Annotated in this window: 16 protein-coding genes; 8 read left to right on the top strand and 8 right to left on the bottom strand. The window is 58.4% G+C overall.

Going from position 1 to position 23,440, the window contains the following annotated elements; genetic code table 11:
- The first annotated feature begins 453 nt into the window (after positions 1–453).
- The 4 genes from pip to MLC59_RS11505 all read left to right on the top strand — a co-directional run bounded on the left by pip (position 454) and on the right by MLC59_RS11505 (position 4,667).
- On the top strand, positions 454–1,416 hold the full coding sequence (gene pip / locus MLC59_RS11520; RefSeq protein WP_248234405.1) for a prolyl aminopeptidase: 963 nt from the start codon (positions 454–456) through the stop codon (positions 1,414–1,416).
- A gap of 167 nt (positions 1,417–1,583) precedes the next feature.
- Positions 1,584–2,027, top strand: a complete 444-nt coding sequence (dtd, locus tag MLC59_RS11515) for a D-aminoacyl-tRNA deacylase (RefSeq protein WP_248234403.1) — start codon at positions 1,584–1,586, stop codon at positions 2,025–2,027.
- 481 nt (positions 2,028–2,508) lie between these two features.
- Positions 2,509–3,621 (top strand): porin, encoded by a 1,113-nt coding sequence (locus tag MLC59_RS11510; protein ID WP_091851152.1) that lies wholly within the window; start codon positions 2,509–2,511, stop codon positions 3,619–3,621.
- A 509-nt stretch (positions 3,622–4,130) separates the two neighbouring features.
- Positions 4,131–4,667, top strand: coding sequence for a ZIP family metal transporter (locus MLC59_RS11505; RefSeq protein WP_248234401.1), 537 nt, complete (start codon positions 4,131–4,133; stop codon positions 4,665–4,667).
- A gap of 486 nt (positions 4,668–5,153) precedes the next feature.
- On the opposite strand, the gene MLC59_RS11500 is transcribed toward MLC59_RS11505, so the two are convergent.
- The 5 genes from MLC59_RS11500 to MLC59_RS11480 all read right to left on the bottom strand — a co-directional run bounded on the left by MLC59_RS11500 (position 5,154) and on the right by MLC59_RS11480 (position 13,800).
- A complete protein-coding gene (locus MLC59_RS11500; protein ID WP_248234399.1) occupies positions 5,154–6,182 on the bottom strand; it encodes a porin in 1,029 nt (342 codons plus the stop codon).
- Positions 6,183–6,506: 324 nt separating this feature from the next.
- On the bottom strand, positions 6,507–9,728 hold the full coding sequence (locus tag MLC59_RS11495; protein ID WP_248234398.1) for an efflux RND transporter permease subunit: 3,222 nt from the start codon (positions 9,726–9,728) through the stop codon (positions 6,507–6,509).
- A 10-nt stretch (positions 9,729–9,738) separates the two neighbouring features.
- On the bottom strand, positions 9,739–11,073 hold the full coding sequence (locus tag MLC59_RS11490; RefSeq protein ID WP_248234396.1) for an efflux RND transporter periplasmic adaptor subunit: 1,335 nt from the start codon (positions 11,071–11,073) through the stop codon (positions 9,739–9,741).
- A gap of 18 nt (positions 11,074–11,091) precedes the next feature.
- Positions 11,092–12,354, bottom strand: a complete 1,263-nt coding sequence (locus MLC59_RS11485) for a TolC family protein (protein WP_248234394.1) — start codon at positions 12,352–12,354, stop codon at positions 11,092–11,094.
- Positions 12,355–12,891: 537 nt separating this feature from the next.
- A complete protein-coding gene (locus tag MLC59_RS11480) occupies positions 12,892–13,800 on the bottom strand; it encodes a cation diffusion facilitator family transporter (RefSeq protein ID WP_248234392.1) in 909 nt (302 codons plus the stop codon).
- Positions 13,801–13,994: 194 nt separating this feature from the next.
- On the opposite strand from MLC59_RS11480, the gene MLC59_RS11475 reads away from it, so the two are divergent.
- Positions 13,995–14,861: a CYTH domain-containing protein gene (locus tag MLC59_RS11475; protein WP_248234390.1), complete on the top strand. Its 867-nt coding sequence runs from the start codon at positions 13,995–13,997 to the stop codon at positions 14,859–14,861.
- 27 nt (positions 14,862–14,888) lie between these two features.
- Here the strand turns inward: MLC59_RS11475 and mgtE are convergent, their stop codons facing one another.
- Together mgtE and MLC59_RS11465 are read right to left on the bottom strand one after the other, a co-directional pair.
- On the bottom strand, positions 14,889–16,259 hold the full coding sequence (gene mgtE, locus MLC59_RS11470) for a magnesium transporter (protein WP_248234388.1): 1,371 nt from the start codon (positions 16,257–16,259) through the stop codon (positions 14,889–14,891).
- Between the two features lie 31 nt (positions 16,260–16,290).
- Positions 16,291–17,448 carry a potassium channel family protein gene (locus MLC59_RS11465; protein WP_248234387.1) on the bottom strand — a complete coding sequence of 386 codons (1,158 nt, stop codon included), beginning with the start codon at positions 17,446–17,448 and terminating at the stop codon, positions 16,291–16,293.
- Between the two features lie 193 nt (positions 17,449–17,641).
- Here MLC59_RS11465 and glnE point away from each other — a divergent pair, with 193 nt between their 5' ends.
- The 3 genes from glnE to MLC59_RS11450 all read left to right on the top strand — a co-directional run bounded on the left by glnE (position 17,642) and on the right by MLC59_RS11450 (position 22,042).
- Positions 17,642–20,539, top strand: a complete 2,898-nt coding sequence (glnE, locus tag MLC59_RS11460; RefSeq protein WP_248234385.1) for a bifunctional [glutamate--ammonia ligase]-adenylyl-L-tyrosine phosphorylase/[glutamate--ammonia-ligase] adenylyltransferase — start codon at positions 17,642–17,644, stop codon at positions 20,537–20,539.
- 77 nt (positions 20,540–20,616) lie between these two features.
- Positions 20,617–21,543 (top strand): branched-chain amino acid transaminase, encoded by a 927-nt coding sequence (locus tag MLC59_RS11455; protein ID WP_248234384.1) that lies wholly within the window; start codon positions 20,617–20,619, stop codon positions 21,541–21,543.
- Between the two features lie 91 nt (positions 21,544–21,634).
- A complete protein-coding gene (locus MLC59_RS11450; protein WP_248234382.1) occupies positions 21,635–22,042 on the top strand; it encodes a DUF6165 family protein in 408 nt (135 codons plus the stop codon).
- Positions 22,043–22,236: 194 nt separating this feature from the next.
- On the opposite strand, the gene MLC59_RS11445 is transcribed toward MLC59_RS11450, so the two are convergent.
- Complete coding sequence (locus MLC59_RS11445) at positions 22,237–23,244, bottom strand: glycosyltransferase family 9 protein (RefSeq protein WP_248234427.1); 1,008 nt, start codon at positions 23,242–23,244, stop codon at positions 22,237–22,239.
- Between the last annotated feature and the right edge of the window lie 196 nt (positions 23,245–23,440).

Below are 23,440 nucleotides of genomic sequence, written 5' to 3'. Positions count from 1 at the left end.
ATAAAGGTATTTATGGCACGAAATCCACGGCCCTTCGACAGGCTCAGGGCGAACGGGACACGAAAGGAAAGAAGTTATTTTTAGCCACGGACACTCACGGACGCTCACGGACAAAACATTAATATCCTTAGATCTTTTGGCCCCGCCAGGGGCGGTCCGTGTGGGTCCGTGGGTGTCCGTGGCAAAAAGCGCTTTAATCTTTTTTTCCGTATCCCGTTCGCCCTGAGCCTGTCGAAGGGCCGTGATTTCCGTAGCTAAAGATCACTGTTTTCGTTTCGTGTCTTTTCGTGGCAAAAGGCGTTTTAAGTTTTTTCTTTTTCCGTGTCGTTCCGTGGCAAAAAGCATTTCCATCTTTTCCACGCCCCGTTCACCCTGAGCTTGTCGAAGGGTGTCTGTCGACCGGACACAGTTTGCCGCGGCAAAAAAGCTCACTACGAGGTCAAGGAGTCGCCCATGCTCACCCTGTACCCGGAAATTGAACCCTACGCCCGTCACCGCCTGGCCGTAGACCCGCCCCATGAGTTGTACGTGGAGGAGTCCGGTAACCCCGAGGGTATCCCGGTCATCGTGGTGCACGGTGGTCCCGGAGGGGGGTGTGAGGACTGGTATCGGCGTTTCTTCGATGCCGAGCGGTTCCGGATTATCCTGCTGGATCAGCGTGGGGCTGGTCGCTCGACGCCGCTGGCGGAGTTGCGGGGCAATACCACCCAGGCACTGGTGGAAGACCTGGAAAAGGTGCGGGAATTTCTGGGCATTGATCAGTGGATGTTGTTCGGTGGCAGCTGGGGCTCCACCCTCAGCCTGGTTTATGCGGAAACCCACCCGGAGCGGGTGCTGGGTCTGGTGTTGCGAGGGATTTTCCTGTGCCGGCCGGAAGATATCCAGTGGTTCTACCAGAGTGGCGCCGGGCGGGTGTTCCCGGACTACTGGCAGGACTACCTGGCGCCCATTCCCGAAGCCGAGCGGGGCGATATGGTCAGCGCTTACTATCGCCGCCTGACCAGTGAAAACGAGCTTGAACAGATCCAGGCGGCCAAGGCCTGGTCTGTCTGGGAGGGACGCTGTGCGACGCTACACCCCAATCCCAGGGTGGTAGAGCATTTTGCCCACCCCCACACCGCAATCGCCCTGGCACGCATTGAATGCCATTACTTTATGAACAACGCCTTCCTGGCGCCCCGGCAGATCCTGGATAACGCGACCCGGCTGGCGGATATCCCCGGTGTGATCGTCCATGGCCGCTACGATATGGTTTGCCCGCTGGATAACGCCTATGCCCTGAGCGAAGCCTGGCCACAGGCGGAGCTGCAGGTTATCCGGGAAGCGGGCCATTCTGCTTCGGAGCCGCCAATCGTCGATGCCCTGATGCGTGCCGTGGAAACGGTTTGCCGCCAGGCCGCACCCCGCCTCGCCTGATCGATCCTGTCTCTCCATAACTGTCTCTCCATAACAGGCTCGCCCTAACAGGGCAGCCTCCCATTACAGGGGCGCGTCTGGTGCGCCCTTGACCTTCCTCACTTGCGCGCGACAGGGGCGGCCGATAGAATCCGCATCGCTGCTGACCAATCTTGCCCAGGGACTTCATGAAAGGACTGATACAAAGAGTGACAGAAGCCAGTGTTTCGGTGGATGGCAAGTTGATTGCCAGCATCGATGATGGCTTGTTGCTGCTCCTGGGGGTCGAACGGAACGACGGTGTCCAAGAGGTTGATGCACTGCTTGGCAAGATTGCCCGTTACCGCGTATTCCCCGATGAAAAAGGCCGCATGAACCGAAGCCTGGAAGATTGCGGTGGCTCCCTCCTGATTGTTCCCCAGTTTACGCTTGCTGCTGATACCCGCTCAGGTACCCGCCCGGGGTTTTCCGATGCGGCTGAACCCGGCCGTGCCCGGGAGCTGGTAGCAGAGTTTGTGCGTAAGGCCGTGGGCAGGCTCGGGCAAGACCGTGTCGGGCAGGGCGAATTCGGTGCGGATATGAAGGTGGCCCTGGTGAATGACGGGCCGGTGACTTTTTTGTTGAGTGTCTGAGCCAACTTGTGATTGCGAAGTGTTAACGTTACAGTCTCGTCACTTCTGGATTCGCTCACTTAATGTGCGGGAACAAGGCGGAACGGCAAAAGGTGCTCTAAACTGGTGCGGTTAGGGTGGAGGCAGAAGGGCTCCCACAATTCTTTAGTCCCTAATTCTCTGAATTGTAGACCCTTTCCAGGTAGTGGCCTTGATCTTGTTTAAGGACGTAAAGCCGAAACTTACATGCCTTACCTGAAATTACCATCATTTGCCAATAAATGTTGGTTAAGAATTTGCAAAATTCTGGAAAGTGTATTACAACAATCTTTAACCAGATAATCCTTTAAGAAGGATTTGTAAGTGATTGACTGTGAAGGGCTCCGCGAGAAGAAGCCTGACGTCATCACAGCGTGAGCTGGCGATGGCGGGTGTACTGAGACTGACAGGCGGGTCAGGCCCGTCGCTAAAAACCTGAGTTAACTCAAAAGGAAGCTATAAGATGAAAAAAACAGCTATTGCATCAGCCATCGCCTTTGCCATGGTCGCTGCTCCGACAGTCGTGTCGGCCGCGACCAGCAAAGAGTTCTCCGAGCTGAACGCTCGCCTGGACGCCATGCCGGAGATTTACGGTAACGTCCAGATGATCTACACCAACTCGGATCATGAGGATTTCGAGGGTTCAGGAAGTCAACTGACAGACTACACTTATTCTACTCTGGGGATTCGTGGCAGCCACGAAATCATGCCGGGAGTCGAAGCTTTCGGAAAGCTTGAGCTGGAAGGTTTCTTTCCAACTGAAGGCGAGACCAATGAAACTATCGAAACCGACGAAGCCTATCTTGGTGTTCGCGGGAATTTCGGTGAAGTGTGGGTTGGTTCCGACGATTCCCAGTATGAAACCCTGATTGGTGGTTATGGCAACTGGTACTATGAAGTTGGTAACGGGAATTTTTATGCCAACTGGACTACCGGCGAAGACGACCTGATTCAGTACGTGTCACCGAGCTTCGGCGGGCTGACCCTGCATGGTGTTATGCAGGTTGACGGCAAAAGCGAGCGGGACGAAAACGGCCAGAGCCGTGACAACAAGTATCCGTACCAGTTGGGCATGAAATATCAGCATGACCGGTTTGCCGTGGCGCTGGCTATGGACTCAAATGATGGCGCCGCAAACAACGAAAACACCTATGGTGTCCGAGTTGACTTTTTTGTAACGGATGCACTGTCGCTGAATGCGTTCTATTCCACCCAGGAAGGGGATGAGGCTGTGGCCGCCGCTGGTGAATCATTCGGCGCTGACCCGGTTGAGTCTGCGGAGTCGTTTGGTAACGTGGCCGAAAACACCGGGCTTGGTGAAGATCTGATCGGTATCCAGGGCATTTACACAATGGGCGCCTCGCGCTTCACGCTGTCTTACGAAATGGAAGAAGACGATGTGGACGGTGCTGGTGACGGTAAAAGGGAATCGACTAACATCACCGCCCAGGCGCTGCATAACGTTTCCGACAAACTCTATGTGTATGTTGAAGGTCTTCATCGTAACGACGAAGAAGGAGACGTTTACGATTCCGCTTACAATGAGCTGAATATCGGTGGCGCCTACCTCTTTTAATGTTTAGGGGTGGCGAGAGCCACCCTCGTAATCTAAGTAATCCGGAACCTGACGCGCGTTGCGCTGAGGGTTCCAGTTGCTAAACTGCTGCATGGACGGCAGATTTTCCGCCGTATCGTCCGGGTAAACCCTTCGCTCGCCCGGTAACCAGATGGCTCCCACCGACTCCCACTACTCCCACCGATTCCATCGAAACCCCCATAAGTCTGATCCCGGGTCATCGTCAACGGGCTGTGCCGGAAGCAAAACATTCCGGGCGAAACCTTCTACACTTGACGTAACAAGTATGGTGGCCTGAAGATCACGGGCGCAATCCCTTGAAGGTTATGAAACAGTCTGGAACGAGCGGCGCCCGCATTCCAGCCCTGTACTTTGGCTTCGTCCTGGCATCTGAACCTTACTGAATCAAATGTAACGGGTGGTATCAGGGAGCGGTTGATTCAGTCCGGGTGGTCGGAAACACCGGACAAAAGTCTTGCAACACCGAAGGCGTTTAGAGGGGGGAACCGATGAGCATATGGCTGGTTTTGGGGTTGGCGGTGTTACCCGCGCTGGGCAATTTCGCCGGAGGATTAATGGCGGAATTTCTCAACACACCAAAGCGGCGCCTGAACCGCGCGCTGCATGCTGCAGCCGGTATTGTGATCGCGGTGGTGAGCGTTGAAATCCTTCCTGAAGCCCTGGCCCGAATTTCACCGGGGATTATCGCGCTCGCTTTTGCGCTTGGCGGACTCGCCTATATCGCCATCGGATCGGTGGTTGAAAAATTGCAGACGGGGAGTCAAAGCGGGAGCGGGATGGGCATGTGGATGATTTACATTGCCGAGTCCGTGGATCTTCTCAGTGATGGTGTCCTCATCGGTACCGGTTCCGTGGTATCGGTCAGCATGGCCCTCGTGCTGGCAGTGGGACAGGTGCTGGCGGATGTGCCAGAAGGTTACTCGACGGTCGCTAACATGAAGGACAAGGGGGTACCGCGATCCCGCCGGTTACTGCTGTCGGTTTCTTTTGCAATACCTGTAGTGGGCGCGGCCATAATTGCGTAATACCTCCTGCGTAACCAGAGTGAGGTCTGGCAATTTGGGGTGCTTACCTTCACTGCTGGCTTGCTTACGGTAGCGGCTGTCGAGGACATGCTTGCGGAGGCTCATGAGGCCGACAAGGATACCCGTTGGTCCCTGGTCGCCTTCATCGGCGGATTCGTGTTGTTTGTTATGGTTTCTGCCGGTCTGGGCAGTCAAAGCCAATCTCCATCCGAAGAGACCGGTCACTCAGGGAAAAGTGCTGGTGACGATGTAAGCCTGCAGATGCCGGCGGCCCCGTACTGGCCTCGTAGACTATGTGTGGCCACCGCGCGCGTGGCCACTGTAGTAACAAAGTCTCTTGCTTCTGGTCATCCGGTAAGCAGGTCGGCTGGCTTCAGTGCGAACACGAAAAAGCCGGGAACAGAAGGTCCCGGCAACACCTGTGTTAACTCAATTCAGGCTTCGTTCTAACGCCTGTGGTTGTACGTGTGACCCACATGCTGGCAGTTACATGGAGAATTTGTGCTCGAAACCGACACCGAAGTAGGTGTCTTCCAAGGAAGACGTATTCTCATCCGCTTCCGCATTGGCGTAGTAGCCAAAGATCTTGCTCTTGTCACCCACCTTGTAGTCGGCCCCCAGAGCCATCAGCGTGAGGTCGTCGTCAGTCTGGTCCATGCTGGTCAGACCATACTGCGCCTTCAGCTTCAAACGGTTCAGGCTGAAGGCGCCACTGAGAATGTAGGAGCTGTCCTCGTAGCTCATGCCCGCCACGTCATCAGAGGTTTCGGATTTCTGGTAAATCGCCCCTAACTCGAAGTTCTGAATGCGGGCACCGCCGGAGACGCGCACCGCGTCTACCAGGTAGAGATCTTCGCCGATACCGGCAAAGTCAGCATCATAGATGTTGGTGGTGACTTCCGAATCGTATGCCACAGCGCCGAAGATAGTTCCATTATCGAATACCACGGAAGAGGAGAACGCGTCGGCGGCGTTGTCCCTGGTTTCACCGGCCTTATCGTCGCCTTCTCCTGGGATCATGGCCAGGTTCAGGGTGATGACGTCAGCGAGTTTCGGTGTGCTGTACTGGATAATGTTGCTGACCCGCTCTTCGCCACCAAGGATCGAACTGATATCGCCGCCCAGATTGTCGAACAGGTCCACGTCCAACTGTGCTTTCTTGAACGGCGTATCGAGCTTGCCAGCAATCAGCGTACCCAGATTGGCGTGCGTGAAACCGCCGTAGATGTTCCGCTGATCGAAGGTTTCGCCACCGCCGGAGTCGCCGTTATCGACATCGATTTCGAACTCGGCCTGATAAATGGCCTGAACATTCTGGAAGTCCAGGTCAAGGGCGCCCTTGACGCCGATACGGGAAGCATTGCTGTTCAATTCCCACTGGTCGTCGGTGCCGTTATCGTAGTTCTCGTAAGAGACATTGACCTTGCCGTATACCGTCGGGCCCTTATCCGCCAGTGCGATGGACGGTGCGGCAACCAGTGTGCCGATAGCTGCTGCAAGCAATTGTTTTTTCATTCGCTTTCTCTCCAGATTCGATCGTTACCGATCAGTATTGAGTTCGTGGTGCCTACTATGCGGAGAGAATATGAATAAATGGTTAACTTAATATTTCATTTTTGTGAAAAGGCTCCCTTGTCGGAGCAGATCTCTGGAGGGGGGTTCTGCAGGGCGTAAGTGATAAGACGGAAATGCTTGGCCTTTACGTCTTTCGGACGCCAGTCAGGTAATGTTGCTTCGGGAAGTGGCCGGACCCTGGGGCCCGGCGAGAAAAGCAGGGTGTCCGTGAGGCTCCGTATCCATGGCTGGAAACTGTCGAGCACTCACGGACTGTCAGGCCTGTCAGACCTCGTGTGTGTGGTCCCTGATCCATCCCCGTGAGAAGGTCTGGTACAGCGCTGGCAGAACCACGAGCGTCAACAGCGTTGCCGAAACCAGTCCCCCCACCACGACGGATGCCAGCGGGCGCTGAACGTCAGAGCCAATCCCTGACGCCATCAGCATCGGTATCAGGCCCAGTGCAGAGGTGAAGGCTGTCATCATCACCGGCCGTAACCTTGTAAGGGCTCCCTCAAAGGCAGCTTCCGCTGGAGGTAACCCTCCCTCGACTCGCTGGTTGATCGCGCTGATCATGACCACGCCATTGAGTACAGCCAGGCCGAAAAGCGTGATGAAGCCGATAGAGCTCGGTACAGACAGGTACTGCCCCGTTATCCAGAGGCTCACCACCCCGCCGATCAGGGCAAGGGGTACGTTTAGCATGATCAGTAGCGCCTGCCCCACTGAGCCGAAGGCAAAGTAGAGGAACAGGAAAATCAGCGCCAGTGAAATGGGAACAACAATCATCAATGTCTGCTGAGCCCGACGCTGGTTCTCGAACTGACCGCCGAACACCACCGAGTAGCCCGCCGGCAGGTCCACCTCTTCCGCAATCCGGCGGTCAAGTTCGGCTACCACGCCGCCCATGTCACGACCCTCGATATTTGCCTGAACGACTACCCGGCGCTGAACGTCATCCCTGCGGATCTGCGGCGGACCTTCCTCAATCGCCACTTCAGCGACGTCTTCCAGCCTGACCCAGGCACCGTTGGGTGCCTGAAGGATCAGTGAGCGAATGCTCTCCGCACTGTTTCGGTACTGCTCAGCCAGGCGCACGTAGATGTCGTACCGTTCATTGCCCTTGATCACCTGGCCGGCACTCTGGCCACCGATCGCGTCAGACACCAGTTCCATGACCTGTGCGACTGAAATGCCATAGCGGGCGAGGCGATCCCGGTCCGGGCGGACGATCAGTTGAGCCTCCCCGGCGATCTGTTCCATCTGAACATCGCGGGTGCCTTCAACGGACTTGGCAAGGGTTTCGATGGCCTGGCCCTTCTCGGCAAGAATGTCCAGGTCGGGCCCGAACAGCTTGATGGCCAGCTGCGCCTTTACGCCAGAGAGCAGTTCGTCCACGCGGTTGGCAATGGGCTGGGAAAAGTTAAGGATAAGACCCGGATGAACTGAGAGCTCCTCCTGTATCAGTGCCTGGAGCCCTTCCCGGTCCTCGGCCGACTCCCACTGTTCCGCGGGCTTTAACCCGATATACATCGCGATGTTGGATACGGGTTCGGGGTCACCGCCCAACTCGGCACGACCAATGCGGCTGGTCACATAGGTCACCTCCGGGAATTTCATGATTCGCTTTTCCAGCTTGGGCGCAATTTCCACCGCGGCATCGACGTTGACCGAGGGAGCAAGCGTCACCCGCACCATCATGGTGCCTTCCTCCATCTCCGGCATGAATTCGGTACCGAGCCTGGGAATGAGGAAGATGGCAAACGCCAGCATGACGATTGCTGTACCTGCGACAATGCTCCGAAACCGTATGGCGCGGTCCAGCAACCAGCGATAACCGGCTTCCAGCGGCTTCAATATCGGACTCGGACGATAATGGATGCCCCGGCGGAAGAAGTAGCTGGCCAGTGCCGGCACAACCACCAGCGCTGTACCCAGTGCGGCGAGCTCCGCGAGTACAATGCTGATTGCCATCGGCGTGAACATTTTCCCTTCCACTCCCTGGAGGGTAAACAGTGGCAGGAACACCACGACGATAATCATGACGGCGAAAAACACCGATCTGGCGACCTCCTTGGTGGCTTCCGCGATACGTAGCGATACACCTTGCGGATCGTCCTGCTCAGCCTGGTCGTGGTCGATTTCCGTTCCGCTGTCGTCAGGGGTGAGCTCTCGCCTCCGTTCGGAGTCGTGGAACCGGTCCGGGCGGGATATATGGCTGAAGATGTTTTCCATGACCACGATGGAGCCATCCACCATCATACCGATGGCAATGGCCAGCCCTCCGAGGGACATGAGGTTCGCCGACATGCCGAAATAGCTCATGACCATCAGTGCCAGACCTACCGAAATGGGAATCGATAGCAGCACCAGCAGAGAGGCCCGAAGATTCAGCAGGAACAGGGCCAGGATGATGACGATAAAGACGAATGCCTGCAGCAGTGCATCCACCACGGTGTCAACGGCACTGAACACCAGATCCGATTGGTTGTAGTAGGGCTCGATCCTGACACCTTCGGGCAGTGCCTTCTGGATGGTGGGAAGCAGTTCTTCAATATCGGTAATCGTTTCCGCGGTGTTGGCCCCGAAACGTTTGAGCACGATGCCGGCGACCACTTCGCCCATGGCCTGAACCTCGCCATCGGCGGTTCTCTTGGTCATGGTGACAGCGCCCTGACGTATCTCACCGCCGTAGGCCACCTCGGCAACGTCCCCGACGGTGATGGCTGTACCATCAACTTCCTTGACCGGTACGTTTGAGATATCCCGCAGGCCATCTTTACCGCTCCGGACCCAGCCAACGCCGCGAATGACCAACTGCTCGCTGCCGCGGTTGACATACCAGCCGCCGGCATTGCGGTTACCCGCATTGATGGCTTCGGTGACGTCATCAGCGGTCAGGTCGTAGGAAAGCAGCTTGGCCGGATTCAGCTTGACCTGGTACTGGCGGACTTCTCCACCGTATGAAAGCAGCCCCGTGACACCTTCGACCGGCATCATCAGCAGTTTCACCACCCAGTCATTGAGGCTTCTCAGTTCCATGGGGCCGTACTTTTCCGGATTCTCGCTGGTCAGCACATACTCATAGACCTGGCTGAGGCCACTGGTATTCGGGCCCATCTCGGGCTGTCCCACGCCTTCGGGAATCTGCTCCCGGGCAGCCTGAAGCTGTTCAAAGACAAGCTGTCGGGCGAAGTAGATGTCGGTGCCTTCCTCGAAGACAACGGTGATCACTGACAGCCCCGTACGTGAGATCGACCGGACCTCCTCGACGCTTGGCAGCGAGTAGATGGTCGCTTCGATGGGGAAGCTGATAAGCTGCTCCACCTCCTCGGCGGCCAGCCCCGGCGCCTCCGTGTTTATGACGACCTGGACATTGGATACGTCCGGGAATGCATCCAGGTTAAGTCGGGGGATGGTGAAAACAGCTACTATGACGGCCGCGAACAGGCCGATCACAACCAACAGGCGGCTTCTCACCGCCCAGTCGACAATGGCGTTAAGCATGAGGTCCCCTTTAGTGGTTGTGTACGGAGAAACCGCCCTTGGCAATTTCGGAATTAAGGTAGAACGAACCGTCAGTCACGACGGTGGTGCCAGGTTCAACGCCAGCGATCTGTACTTTTCCGGAGAGCTCTTTCAATCTCCGGATATCGACCTGCCGATACTTGCCCGGAGCTTCCTGTACGAATACCACCCATTCACCGGCGCTGTTACGATTCAGTGCCCGTTCAGGAACCAGCAGGCCGGGTTCACCCTGATCCGCTTCTATGGCCACTTCAACAAATTCACCAGGGTGGGGTGAGTGCTCCTCGTCAAGCTCAAGCTCAATGCGCACGCCCATGGTGCGGGTGCTTTCGTCCAGTCGATGATGTTTCTGAACCACCTTACCCTGATGCCACTCTCCCCCTATGCGGACCCTTGCCGGTTCGCCGGGTTCGATGGCACGCGCGGCCAATGACTGAACCGTTGCCTCTACCCAGACGCTGGATTCGTCAGTGATCATGAAGAGCGGTGTTCCGGTCTCCACATACTGGCCCACCACGAAATCATCCTCGATAATGGTGCCCGCCACTGACGCAAGCAGCCTGAACTGACCAAGTTGAAGCTCGTCTTCGCCGCGCAAAAACTGAGTAACCTGGGTTTCGGTCATGCCGTAGGCCTGGAGTCTGGACTGTGCCTGCTGGAACGCGACACGGGCCTCTATATAGCGCGCCTCTCCGACCACGGACTTGCCGAGTTCGCGAACTCGGTACCACTCTCGGGCGGCGATCTGAAGCTTGCCTTGGGCTTCGGCCATTTCAACACTGGTCAAAAGTACAAGGGGGGCGCCTTTTTCGACCACGTCGCCCAGTTCCGCCATCCGTGAAACGACTTGAGCCGGAATCCTTGTACTCACGCGGGCGGAACGATAGTCATTCAGCTGGACTTCGCCGGGGGCCGTGACGATTTCCGGCACTGGCTGAAGTTCAAGCTTTCTGGTCTCGATATTGGCCATGCGCTGCGATTCGCTGCTCAGCTCCACCACGCCCGGGGGGGCCTCATTGTGGCCTTCTTCGGCATGTCCTTCCTCTTTATGTTCTTCTTCATGTCCATCGGCGTCATGCCCTTCTTCTGAGGCCCTTTGCTCGTGCCCCTCACCTTCGTGTTCGCCCTCCTCTTCGTGGCCTGACCCCTCATGGCCGGGCTCCTCATGGGTTTCTTCGGACATTTGGGCGCTAGCCTGGCGCTGGCCCTCCTCGGCGGCATGATCGTGCTCGCCGTTTTCTTCGTGATTGGTTTGAGCCCCGACTGGAGCGCCTGCAAGCATTGCTACGAGTGTCAATGTAAAAAACTGAAACGGCATGTTCATGCAAATCTCCGTTAAACGTTAAAGCCCAAGTTCGCTCAATCCGGCCTGCCAGTCGCCACTGACAACAAGCCAGTTGGTCCAGCTGCTCCAGGTCTGTGCCTGCAGGCGTAAACCGGAGGCGCGGGTATCCAGGCGTTGTTGAATCTGCAACAGGTACTCGGTGGCATTGAGCTCACCCACCTGCCAGAGCCGCTCCAGAAGATCCAGACCTTCGTCCAGGCGTCCACTGACGGCCTGGTTCCAGTCCTGCAGAGCATTTCGGCTGCCCTGGTAGTTTTCCAGCGCTGTTTTCAGCTGGGCCTGCAGACGTTCGTATTCGGCGTGCATCCGGGCTTCCACCGCGAGGGCGTTACTGGCGGCACTGTCCACTTCGTCGCTGTAGTCATTGCGAACGTACAGGGGGATGCTGAAATTGAGGCCCACGATGTCGTTCTCGCCGTCTCTCGAGACACTGGCGCCAATAACCGGGTCAGCGTTACGGTTGCTTTTGGCAACATCGATTTCTGCCTGAGCAGCGGCTAGCTTGCTGCGCAGGGCAGCGATGCGGGGGTGGCGCTTGGCGAGCTCGTCCAGCCCGGCGCTTTCTATCGGTGGTGGCAGATCTTCGGGTAATCCGGGCCAGCCCCGCGGCGTACCGCTCGCAAGTTCTCGAACGGACTGCAATGCTTCGTTGGCCTGAACTCTCTGCTCGGCCAGGGTGCTTTGGCCTTCCGCCAGTGCAAGGCGTGCCAGGTCGAGATCCGTCTGGCCAATATCGCCCGCCCGCTTGCGGTCCTCAGACAGATCGACAAAACGTTGCAGTACGTCAACCCGGTTCTGGGCAAGGTCGACAAGTTGCTGGGATGTGCGGTAGCTAATCAGCGCCTTCAGTGCCTTAGCCGCAATCTGCTGTTCTACCAGAGAAAGCTCCGCCTTTGCGCTCAGAACAGCGCCTTGAGCGGCCAGAGCACGAACCTCGCGTTTGTCGCTCCAGTCAATGGTTTGGCTGATACCGACGCCCAGTTTGCTGACTTCGTCACCGAAAGCCGCCTGTTCGCCTCCGCTTTCGGCCTCGAAGTTTAGCTCGGGGTTGTAGAGAGGCTGGGAAGCCGCGTTTTGTCGGCTGATGGCGGCGTCTACCTCTTCGCGTGCGGCACGGACATCGAAGTGTTCTGCCGTCACCGATTCGGCAAATTCGAGCAGGGTTGTTTCCGGGCTTGTAGTCTGGGAAGCGACCGCAGACCATGGGCTTGCCATTCCGCAGGCGAGGCCTATGGTTGCGAGCCATGTTCGATATGACATGGATGACTCCTGGGTGTATTACCTGAGACGTAGTTTTGGAATGCTGTGCAGAGAGAGCGCGTCAGGCTCTGGGAGGCCGTTCGGGGGGCGCTATGAAGCGTGAGAAAAGAGAGCTGGTGTAAATCGCGGGGGGGGGGGGCGCACCGCGACACGTTGTCGTCAGCCTGGACGAGGGGAGTGCAAGACCATGAATCACTGAATGGCAGTTCTGGTCGTGTCCGGTTTTGGCTTTCGAGTAATCTGTATTGTCGGCGTTTTCGCTCAACTCAATACTTGAGTGCTCAACAGGAGACACGTGTCCTGACGCCAAGTCAGTTGCCCAGCCCATGGCTGACACCAGCAAGAAGAAACATAAGAGGATTACTGGGAGTCTGTGTCGCACGGTCAAACGTATCCTGTTTGCGTTTCGGCGCTATGAGCGAAAAGCATGGTATTGCAACCTTTCGGCCTATGCAACCTCGACCCTGATTTTACGGTTCCGGACAGGGGGGAATTGTCCCGGACCGCTAGCGTCCACCGCAGGTGGTGTTGGGGCGGTCAGCCGTGGCCATAGATTCTCGCGCCCTTGTGAGTATGGTCGGGATGTTCAAACTCCAGTGTTGAATGGTTTATGTCGAACTCCTGCTCAAGTACCCGCTTTATCCGGTATTTGGTGTTCTCGAGCTGGTCCCACAGGCTGTCTTCCACGACCACATGGGCCTCCAGCGAGGAATCATGTTCTCCCATCTGCCAGAAGTGTACATGGTGGAGGTCGATGACACCCTCAATGTCCAAGAGCGTCTGGATCACCGCATCGGTATCAATGTTCGTGGGACTGGCCAGCATAAGCGTTCTGATCGTGCCTCCGATTTCCGTCAGACCGAGATAGAGAATATAGCCGGCGATTCCTATGGTGATGGCAGGATCAACCCATCTCATGTCATAGAGCAGGATAAGGACCCCGGCAATAACCACGGCAACCGAGGCGAGAGCATCCGAGAGGTTGTGGAGGAACAGCGCCCGGATATTGATGCTGTCCTTCTGCATGGAATAAGTCAGCAAGGCGGTCAGTGTGTCCACCACCAGAGCGACACAGCCGAGCCAGACGACCCACCAGCCCTTGATATCCGGTGGGTCGATGATGCGCATGCCGCCTTCGTAGACCAGGTAGAGTCCGATAATGATCAATGACGTGTAGTTGATGAGGGCCGCGACGATCTCGATCCGACCGTATCCGAAGGTCATGCGTGCGTCAGCCGGACGGCGTGCGATTTTCCGGGCGGCATAGGCGATCACGAGCGATGCCATGTCGGAAAAATTATGCAGGGCGTCGGCAATCAAAGCCAAGCTGCCGGCAAAGATACCGCCAGCGATCTGTGCCAGAGTCAGGGTGGCGTTCGCCCAGATGGCCAGCGCAACCCGTTTGTCTCGGGAAGACGGATCAATGTGGGTGTGATCATGACTCATTACGTCAGGCTCCGAAAAAAATATCGTTAGACTATAGATGTTTGTTGGTCGATCTGCCAATGCATGGTTGGTAGGTCCGGCATGCCTTTAATGTTTGATTGACACCTCTCCTCCAAATTCAGGTCGTGGCTTGCCTTCTCTGGTAGTCTGGCGATCGGCGATAGACTTCGGTTTTCTCTTGAGTGGTGGAAAAGATGGCAGAAGAACTGGAAATCAAGCTGAGTCTTACCCCGGTTGCCCTGAACCAGGCCGCAGAGTGGCTGTCGGCCCAGACCGGTGTCAGTATAGGCGCTGAGAAGACGCTGATTAACCGTTACTACGATACCCCGGCCGGAGACCTCAACCACCAGAAAGTGGCCCTGCGCGTTCGTCAGGCAGGTGACAAGTATATCCAGACCCTGAAAACCAAGGGTGAGTTCGTGGATGGTGCTCATCGGCGTCAGGAGTGGGAGTGGCCCCTGACCGGCACAGAACTGAACCTCGGGCTGATTGCCGATACCCCGGTGGGGGAGGGAATTAACCTGGCCGAGCTGACACCGGTGTTCGAAACCAACTTCCGGCGCCGGGTGGTGATGCTTGAGAACGCTAAGGCCACCATTGAGTGCGCCCTCGATCAGGGCACCATAGAGGTTGGCGGCCGAAGCCGGGACCTGTGTGAACTGGAGCTGGAGCTGAAAGAAGGTAGCCCCGATGCGCTGCTGGCCTGGGCGCGGGAGCTGGCGGCCCAGGTGCCGGTGTTCCTGAACCTGATCAGCAAGGCGGAGCAGGGCTATGCCCTTGCCGGCCTGTACCAGCCGTCTGCCCTGCCGGATAGCGAGCCACTGGTAAACCGGGTGTTCCATGGCCTGGCCCGGGCCTGGCTTTCCGGCTCCACGGACCGTGAACTGGAAGCGGACCTTGATACCCTGGCTGCCCGTCCGGGGTTCCCGGCCAGCCTGGCCAGGGATGTGACGTGGCTGCGAGATCAGCTACAGGCCGGAGAGAGTGTTGCAGGGCTGGCCAGGAAGTCCGTACGCCTGGGTCAGTTCCAGTTAGCTCTGTTGGCCAAGGGTGAGGAGTGATAGCAGGGCTGGCTGTGGTCGGACGTCTCAGGGGCCGGCACCAAGGCCAAGTACGGCGGTGGCAATACTGAAGTAAATCAGCACACCGCTCACGTCCGCAATGGTGGTAATCAGCGGTGTGCTGGCGGTTGCCGGGTCGAACTTCAGCTTGTCCAGCAGGAAGGGCAGCAACATGCCCACAATGCTGCCGATCAGCACCACCAGGACCATGGAAATGGCCACCACCATGGCAATGGCCGGCCCGGCCCGGAACAGGCCAACCACCATGACGGCAATCGCCATGGTTACCCCCAGGGCCGTTGCCACCAGGATATCCTTGCCCAGCAACATCCCCCAGTCCCTTGTGGATACGTCGCCGGTGGCCATGCCCCGCACCATCAGGGTGGCGGACTGGGCGCCCGCATTACCTGCGCTGGCCACCAGCAGGGGCATAAAGAACAACAGCGCGATGTGTTCGGATATGGTCTGCTCGAAATAGGCGATGCCGGCCCCGGTAAAGATATTGGCGAACACCAGGATCACCAGCCACTGCACCCGGGACCGGTACAGGGAAAAGGGCGAGGCGGTTTTCAGGCCGGTTTCCAGCTTGCCTACCGTTGCCCCCTTGTGAATGTCTTCGGTGGCCTCGGCTTCCGCTACGTCCATGGCGTCATCGTAGGTCACAATGCCCACCAGGCGTCCGTCGTCGTCGGTGATGGGCAGGGCAATCAGGTCGTAGCGGGAAATGAGCCGCGCGACTTCCTCCTGCCCGGTTTGGGTCTGGGCAGATACCAGGCCCGTGGCCATCAGGGAGTCCACCAAGGCACCGGGTGCGCTGGTGATCAGGTTACGCAGGGAAATAGCGCCCAGCAGGCAGTGGTCCTTGTCCACCACATAGGCCTGGTAGATGGTTTCCTTGTCCGGCGCGGTGTTGCGCAGCAGGGCGAGGGCAGAGGCGACGGTCATGCCTGAGCTGACCACTGCATAGTCCGAGGTCATCAGTGCCCCGGCGGTGCCTTCCTCGAAGCTCGCCAGGCGCCGTAGGTCTTCCCGTTCGCGGCTGGCCAGGGACTGGAACAGGGCGTGCTGCTGGTTCTCGTCGAGGATGTTGAAGAAGTCGGCCCGTTCGTCCGCCGACATGTCGGTAACGATCCCGGCCAGTTCCCGGTTCGGGATCAGGCGCGCGAAGATGCGCTGCATGTCCGGGCCGATGTAGCCGAATACCTTGGCCTGCAATTCCAGGGGCAGGCTTTGCAGCAGCTTCAGGCCGTGGTCGCCGTCCTCGTCATGGGTGTGTTCGATGAACTCGGCCAGGTCAGCCGCGTTGAACGCCGACGCCGCAGCACGAATGGTCTCCGGCTCGCCGGAAACCAGGGCGCTGTGGAGCGGTTGAAAAAAGTCCGAGTCCAGGAATGCCACGCTGCACTGCCTCTGCTGAAGCCCGAAGGCGTTATCGGGGAGGTGCCGGGTTCGCGGGCGGCTCGTGCATCGCGTGCCACTTTTCCAGGAACTGCCGGTATCGGGCGAGGGCTTCCTCCACCACCGACACGTCCGGGGTTTCGCTGGATTTGACGAGTACGATCAGGCCCTGGCCTTCCACCTCTTCATTGGGTTCGGGGTGGCAGACGACGTTATCGTCGTTGTCGATATAGGCCAGCGCAGTGCCGATGCCATGGCGAATCAGGGCGCTGACTATATCAGACCAGATCAGGTCGTCCAGTGTCAGGTTATACCTATGTGGATGATCCTGCTCGTAATTGAACATGTCCTCGAGCACCTTCTCGGTACCCGGGGACACCACGCCCCGAACCATGATTTCCGGGTAGGTACGTACCGGGCGGATGGTCGAGCGCACACCGATGGCCCGGAAGCGCTGACGGTTGTCATCCCGCACACATTCCACGGTGGTCTTGCCGGCCAGGTTGAGCTCGCTCAGGCGGTGGGCGATATCAAAGGTATAGCTGTCAGACGCCGGGTCTGTTTCATCCAGCGCCAGCACCAGGATATGACGGGCCAGGCCGGCATGGGCTGCCTTCAGGTCGGTTTCGCTGGCGCCGGTGCCATGGTAGTGCACCAGTCCAATATCGCGGAGTTCCGGCGGCAGCCCGGAGGGGTACTCCTGGGTCAGTATCATGATGGGAACGCTCTCGTACCCCGGCACGGCACGAAGCTGGGTGGCGATGCGCATGAAATACTGCTCGCCGCCGCGTCTGGGGGTGTTGATAATCAGCACGTGGTTTTTCATGTCGTATCTCCAGCGGCCGGTCAGGATTCGCTCCCGGCGGTAGAATCGGTATTCAATATAGTCACTGATAATCAGTGTCAGCAGGGTAATGGCGGTTACATACATCAGCGCGATGGTGCTGATACGACCGATCAGTGTAGACGGCGCCACGTCCCCGAAGCCCACGGTAGTGAGGGTTGTCATGGCCAGCCAGATGGATTCGGCCAGGCTCAGGGGCTCCGCAGCCCACAGGATAAGCGTGTGCACCACGACCAGGGAGAACAGCAGCATGAACAGGCGCTTCAGCCGGTTACGGATGATGCCTGACATGGGCAGGTGGGTCAGTTGATGCTCCGGGTTCAGGGGACGGCGGTTGGGCAGCATTAGTGTCCCTTAACAGATGTTCGCGGCGGTTCAGAGTGCCATACGGAACCCCTGGCAAGGCGCGGCTCGCCGGGGATGCTCAGGGCTGCATACGGATAGCCCATGCCAGGAGCTGCAACACAGCCAGGGGTTGTGCGCCGGCTCCTTACGTATAGAGTAGACGGAATATAACAGAGATACAGGGGGTTGCGTTATGTCAGAGCCGTGGAGCAGTCTGCCGGAACCATTGGCGGCGGAAGTTGCCGCTGCCTGGGAGCATGTATTTCCGGATGGGTTCCCGGCCTGGCTCGGGGACTCGGGCGTGGGAGAAGCGGACGTTGCCGGCGCCGTTGCCCGCAGCCTGTTCCTCAGGGAGACCTTGCAGCGTCACAGCGAACTGGTGGAGCAGGCAGTGGCTGCCCGCGCCCTGACTGAGCCCACCACCGGGGAGAGTCTGCGCGGGCGCTGGTTGCAGTACCTGGAGGAGGTTTCCGACGAGGCCTCCCTGCACCGGGCTTTGCGTCGATTCCGTCGGGAAAGCCAGTTCCGTATGATCTGGCGGGATGTGACCGGCCTGGCGGATTATCACGAGACCGTCGCCGCCGCCAGTGACTTCGCGGACACCTGTATCCAGGCCGCCCTGGACTGGCTGTACCCCCAGGCGTGCGAACAATATGGCACGCCATACGGTATCGACCCGGCCACCGGCGAAGAAGCGCCCCAGCGCATGGTGGTGCTGGGTATGGGCAAGCTGGGCGGCCATGAGCTGAATATCTCCTCGGACATCGACCTGATCTTTGCCTTCCCCCGCAAGGGGGAAACCCGGGGCGGGCGCCGGTGCCTGGATAACCAGCAGTTCTTTATCCGCCTTGGGCAGAAGGTGATCCAGGCACTGGACCAGATCACCGCGGACGGGTTCGTTTTCCGGGTGGATATGCGCCTGCGGCCCTATGGCCAGAGTGGTGCCCTCGCCCTGAGCTTTGCCGCGCTGGAAACCTACTACCAGGACCAGGGGCGTGAGTGGGAGCGCTACGCCATGGTCAAGGCCCGGGTCGTCGCGGGCGACCAGAAGGCAGGCAAGGTATTGATGGAAAGCCTGCGCCCCTTTGTCTATCGCAAGTACATCGACTTCAGCGCCTTCGAGTCGCTGCGTTCCATGAAGGCCATGATCAACCGCGAGGTGCGGCGCAAGGGGCTGGAGAACAATATCAAACTGGGCAGTGGCGGTATCCGTGAGATTGAGTTTGTGGTGCAGGCCTTTCAGTTGATCCGCGGGGGGCGCGACCGGGAACTGCAGCAGCGGGAACTGTTAACCATACTCGCTGAGCTGGAGGCGCTGGAATTGCTGCCTTCACCTGTCGTCAGGGAGCTGCGCGATGCCTATATCTTCCTGCGTAACCTGGAGCACGCGCTGCAGGGTATGGAAGACAAGCAGACCCAGCTGTTGCCGGAAGACGATCTGAGCCGGGCCAGGGTGGCGCTGATTCTGGGCTTTGAGAGCTGGCAGGCCTGCCTGGAAGCCCTGAACGAACACCGGGACAGGGTGGCCAGGCACTTTGCCGACATCATAGCCCTGGAGGATGAGGAGGACAGTGCCACGGACCTGGATGAGGGCTGGCAGGAGCTGTGGCTGGCGGAGATAGAGGAAGAAGAGGCTGCCGAGTGGCTTGGCGGGCAGGGCTTCGAAGACCCGAAGGCGAGCCTGGGATCCCTGAAGGACCTGCGGGAGAGTCGCACGGTCCAGGTTATGCAGAGCCAGGGCCGGCAGCGGCTGAATCAGTTTATGCCAGTGTTGCTGGAGGCCCTGAGCCATGTGGAGAAACCGTCAGAAACCCTTGAACGGGTGTTGCAGCTGGTAGAGGCCATACTCCGGCGCACCGCGTACATGGTGTTGCTGCTGGAAAACCCCGGCGCCCGCAAGCAACTGGTCTGGCTGTGTAGCGAAAGCCCGTGGATTGCCCGTCAGCTGGCGGAAACACCATTGCTGCTGGACGAGTTGCTGAACGCCGAGAATCTGTACAGCCCCCCGGCCCGGGCCGAGCTTGAGGACGATCTGCGCCAGCAGATGCTGCGGATTCCCTTCGAGGACCTGGAAGACCAGATGGAGTCCCTGCGGCACTTCAAGAAGGCCCACATCCTGCGAGTGGCGGCGTCCGAACTGCACGGTACCCTGCCGCTGATGAAAGTGAGTGATTACCTCACCTGGATTGCCGAGGCCGTGCTGGATCATGTGGTGGACGTGGCCTTTGCCAACCTGGTTACCCGTCACGGTTACCCGCGCCGCGCTGATGGCTCTGCCTGCGATACGGACTTCGCCGTCATTGGTTATGGCAAGCTCGGCGGGCTCGAGCTGGGCTATACCTCGGACCTGGACCTGGTGTTTATCCACGACGCGGACCCGGAGGCGTCTACCGATGGCGACAAGCCCATCGACAACGCCGTCTTCTATACCCGTCTCGGGCAGCGTATTGTCCATATTCTCAGCACCCAGACGCCCTCCGGCCAGCTTTACGAAGTGGATATGCGCCTGCGTCCCTCCGGTAACTCCGGGTTGCTGGTCAGCACCGTAACGGCGTTCGACAAGTACCAGCGCAACGACGCCTGGACCTGGGAGCACCAGGCCCTCGCCCGGGCGCGGGGCGTAGCCGGCTGTGAGCAGACCCTGGCCAAGTTCGAGGCCCTGCGCCACGAGATCCTTTGCCAGTCGCGTGACCCGGAGCAATTGCGTAAGGACGTTGTCGACATGCGCGAGAAAATGCGCGCGAGCCTGGGCACACCGGAATCCCGTCAGGGGGAGGTGTTCCACATCAAGCACGATACGGGGGGCTTGATCGACATCGAATTCATGGTGCAGTACCTGATGCTGAGCCAGTCCCATGACCATCCGGAGCTGACTCAGTGGTCCGACAATATCCGGCAGCTGGAAGAGCTGGGCCGGGCAGGCGTGTTGCCGGTGGAGGATACCGAAAAGCTGCGGGAAACGTTTATTACCCTGCGGTCGACCATCCACCGTCGGGCCTTGCAGAACCTGAACAGCCAGGTGTCTGGCGACGCCTTTCCGGAGGAGCGGGAGTATGTGCGCGGCATGTGGCAGAAAGTAATCTGTAGTTAGCTTGCTATACTTCTTTTCGGCGATTTTTCCTGATAGACTGCCGTTTTTCCGAAAAACGTTTTCCAGGAGTAAGAACAATGTCAATGGCTGATCGCGATGGCCTTATCTGGCTGGATGGTGAGATGGTTCCCTGGCGGGAGGCCAAGACCCACGTCCTGACCCATACCCTGCACTACGGCCTGGGCTGTTTCGAGGGCGTGCGGGCCTATAATACGGACCAGGGCCCGGCTATTTTCCGGCTGAAAGAGCATACCGATCGCCTGTTCCGCTCGGCTCATATCCTGAACATGAAGATGCCGTTCACCAAGGACGAGCTGAACGCAGCCCAGCGAGCGGCTGTCCGTGAGAACAACCTGGACGAAGCCTACCTGCGCCCGATGGTTTTCCTGGGCTCCGAAGGTATGGGCCTGCGCGCCGATAACCTGCAGGTGCACGTCATGGTCGCCGCCTGGAGCTGGCCGTCGTACATGTCGCCGGAGGCCAAGGAGCTGGGCATCAAGGTGCGGACGTCGTCCTACACCCGCCACCACGTGAACATCACCATGTGCAAGGCGAAGGCCAACGGTAACTACATCAACTCCATGCTGGCCCTGAACGAGGCGATCTCCGGTGGAGCTGAGGAGGCCCTGCTGCTGGACAACGAAGGCTACGTGGCGGAAGGTTCCGGTGAGAACATCTTTATCTACCGCGATGGCGTGCTGCATACCCCGGAACTGACCTCCTGCCTGGAAGGCATTACCCGCCAGACCATCCTGGACTTCTGCAAGGAAGAGGGCATTCCGGTGAAAGAACGTCGCATCACCCGCGACGAGGTTTACATCGCTGATGAAGCCTTCTTCACCGGCACCGCAGCCGAAGTGCTGCCGATTCGCGAGCTGGACGGCCGCATTATCGGCGAAGGCAAGCGTGGCCCGCTGACCGAGAAGCTGCAGGGCCTGTACTTTGATGCTGTGAAGGGCAAGCTGCCCCAGCACCAGGAGTGGCTGACGCCGGTCAAGGATTGATCCACAGGTATGATACCCCGAGCCGCCGTTGGCTTTACCAGCCCGGCGGTTTTGTTATTTATGAGATTCTTTTTTTCAAAGGACCAAGACCATGGCAGACGTTATCAGGGTTCCCGTTTCCTTTGGTGAGGTGCTGGACAAGATCACCATCCTTGAGATCAAATCCGAGCGCATCAAGGACGAGGCCAAGGTAAAGAACGTGCGGCTTGAGCTGGAAGAGCTCAGCAAGACCTGGGATGAGGCTGTTGGTGACAAGGCGGCTGATATTGCTGAACTGCGCAGGCAATTGAAGGCCGTTAACGAAGAACTGTGGGTCATCGAAGACGATATCCGCGACCAGGAAGCGGCCCAGGACTTCGGTTCGAAGTTTATCGAGCTGGCCCGGGCGGTCTATGTAACCAACGACAAGCGGGCGGCGATCAAGAAAGACGTCAACCTGGCGCTGGGGTCGCGGTTTGTCGAGGAGAAGTCGTACCAGGACTATACTGCCCGGAGCTGATTTTTTTTGGCCACGAAATCCACTAAAACTACGAGATAAAAGATTTTCAGCCACGGAATCCACGGAAGAACACGGAAATAAAAGACGGTACAAAAACCGGTTTTCTTTGTTTTATTTTTCCGTGTTCTTCCGTGGATTCCGTGGCAAATTCAAATTTTCTTTTCGTGGTTTTCGTGGATTTCGTGGCCAAACAATCAACCCCGTTCAGCCACCCAGCGGTCCAGCATTGCCGTCGCGTCTTCCACCGTCACCAGCTCCATTGTCCCCTCATACTCCGCCTTGGCCCCCCAGCGGGTTTCGTCCACGGTTTTGCCCGTGAACTTTTTCAATGCTTCCGGGTACCGGTCTACGCACCATTCCAGGGAATTGTAGGGCCCTGAGCGGTTCGGGTTGCTGGCTGCATACAGGCCCAGGACGTCGGTGCCGACTGCGCTGGCGATGTGGGCCGGGCCTGTGTCCGGGGCTACCAGAAGGTCCGCGTGTTCGAGCAGGGCGGTGAGCTGTTTGAGGGTGTCTTGGCCACAGATATTGTGAGCCGTCTCTTTCATGCTGGCTTCGATAGCGTGGCAGTACTCCGCTTCGAAGGGTGCCGGGCTGCCCACCAGGATGACTTTCATGCCATGTTGCTGGATCGCATGGTCCGCCAGCCGGGCGTATCGTTCAGCGGGCCAGTTGCGCAGGGTGTGGCTGGCGCAGGGGCTGATCACCAGGTTGCGGCGGTCACTCGCAAGGTGGGTGCGGGCGAACTCGTGGTCTGACTCACTGAGCGGAATTTGCCAGCGGGGCGGCGCAGCCTCAAGGCCCAGGGGTTCCAGGAAGCTGGCCAGGCAGTCCCGCACATGCTGTTGCGGGGCCGGGGCAATGCGGCGGTTTACGAACAGTCCGTGCAGGTCTTTGCTTCGGTCCCGGTCGTAGCCGATCTTGATCCTTGCGGGAATCAGGGCGGCGGCCAGGTTGGCCCGGAAGGCCACCTGCATGTGCAGCAAGGCATCGAACTTCCGGTTCTTGAGCTTCTGCCGCAACTCCCGGTAACCCTGGCGCCCCGCCTTCTTGTCAAAGACGATGAATTCCACGCCAGGCAGGTCGCCGACGAGTTTTGCCTCGATCTTACCGATAATCCAGGTGATCTTAACGCCGGGCAGCTGTTGCTGCAGGCTCAGTACAACCGGAATGACATGGGTGACGTCGCCGATGGCGGACATGCGCAGTATGCAGATGGACTGGGGCAAGGGTTTACCTGTAATACGTGTTGGCTGTAACAGTCTTTAGCGGTGGTAATGTGGTCCGGCGATGATGCCAGTGGAGCTGGTCCCCCGGGCCCTGTTAAACTGCGGCCATTCTAGCCTAATCCGGGGGGGTGCGTCTGCGCAGATCGCCGGAATCCCGGTCGCAAGGTTA

The sequence above is a fragment of the Marinobacter bryozoorum genome, from assembly GCF_023156245.1.
In the GTDB taxonomy this organism is placed as follows: Bacteria; Pseudomonadota; Gammaproteobacteria; order Pseudomonadales; family Oleiphilaceae; genus Marinobacter; species Marinobacter bryozoorum.
The sequence above is the reverse complement of the archived record's forward strand: the minus strand, read 5'-3'. Positions and strand labels throughout refer to the sequence as shown.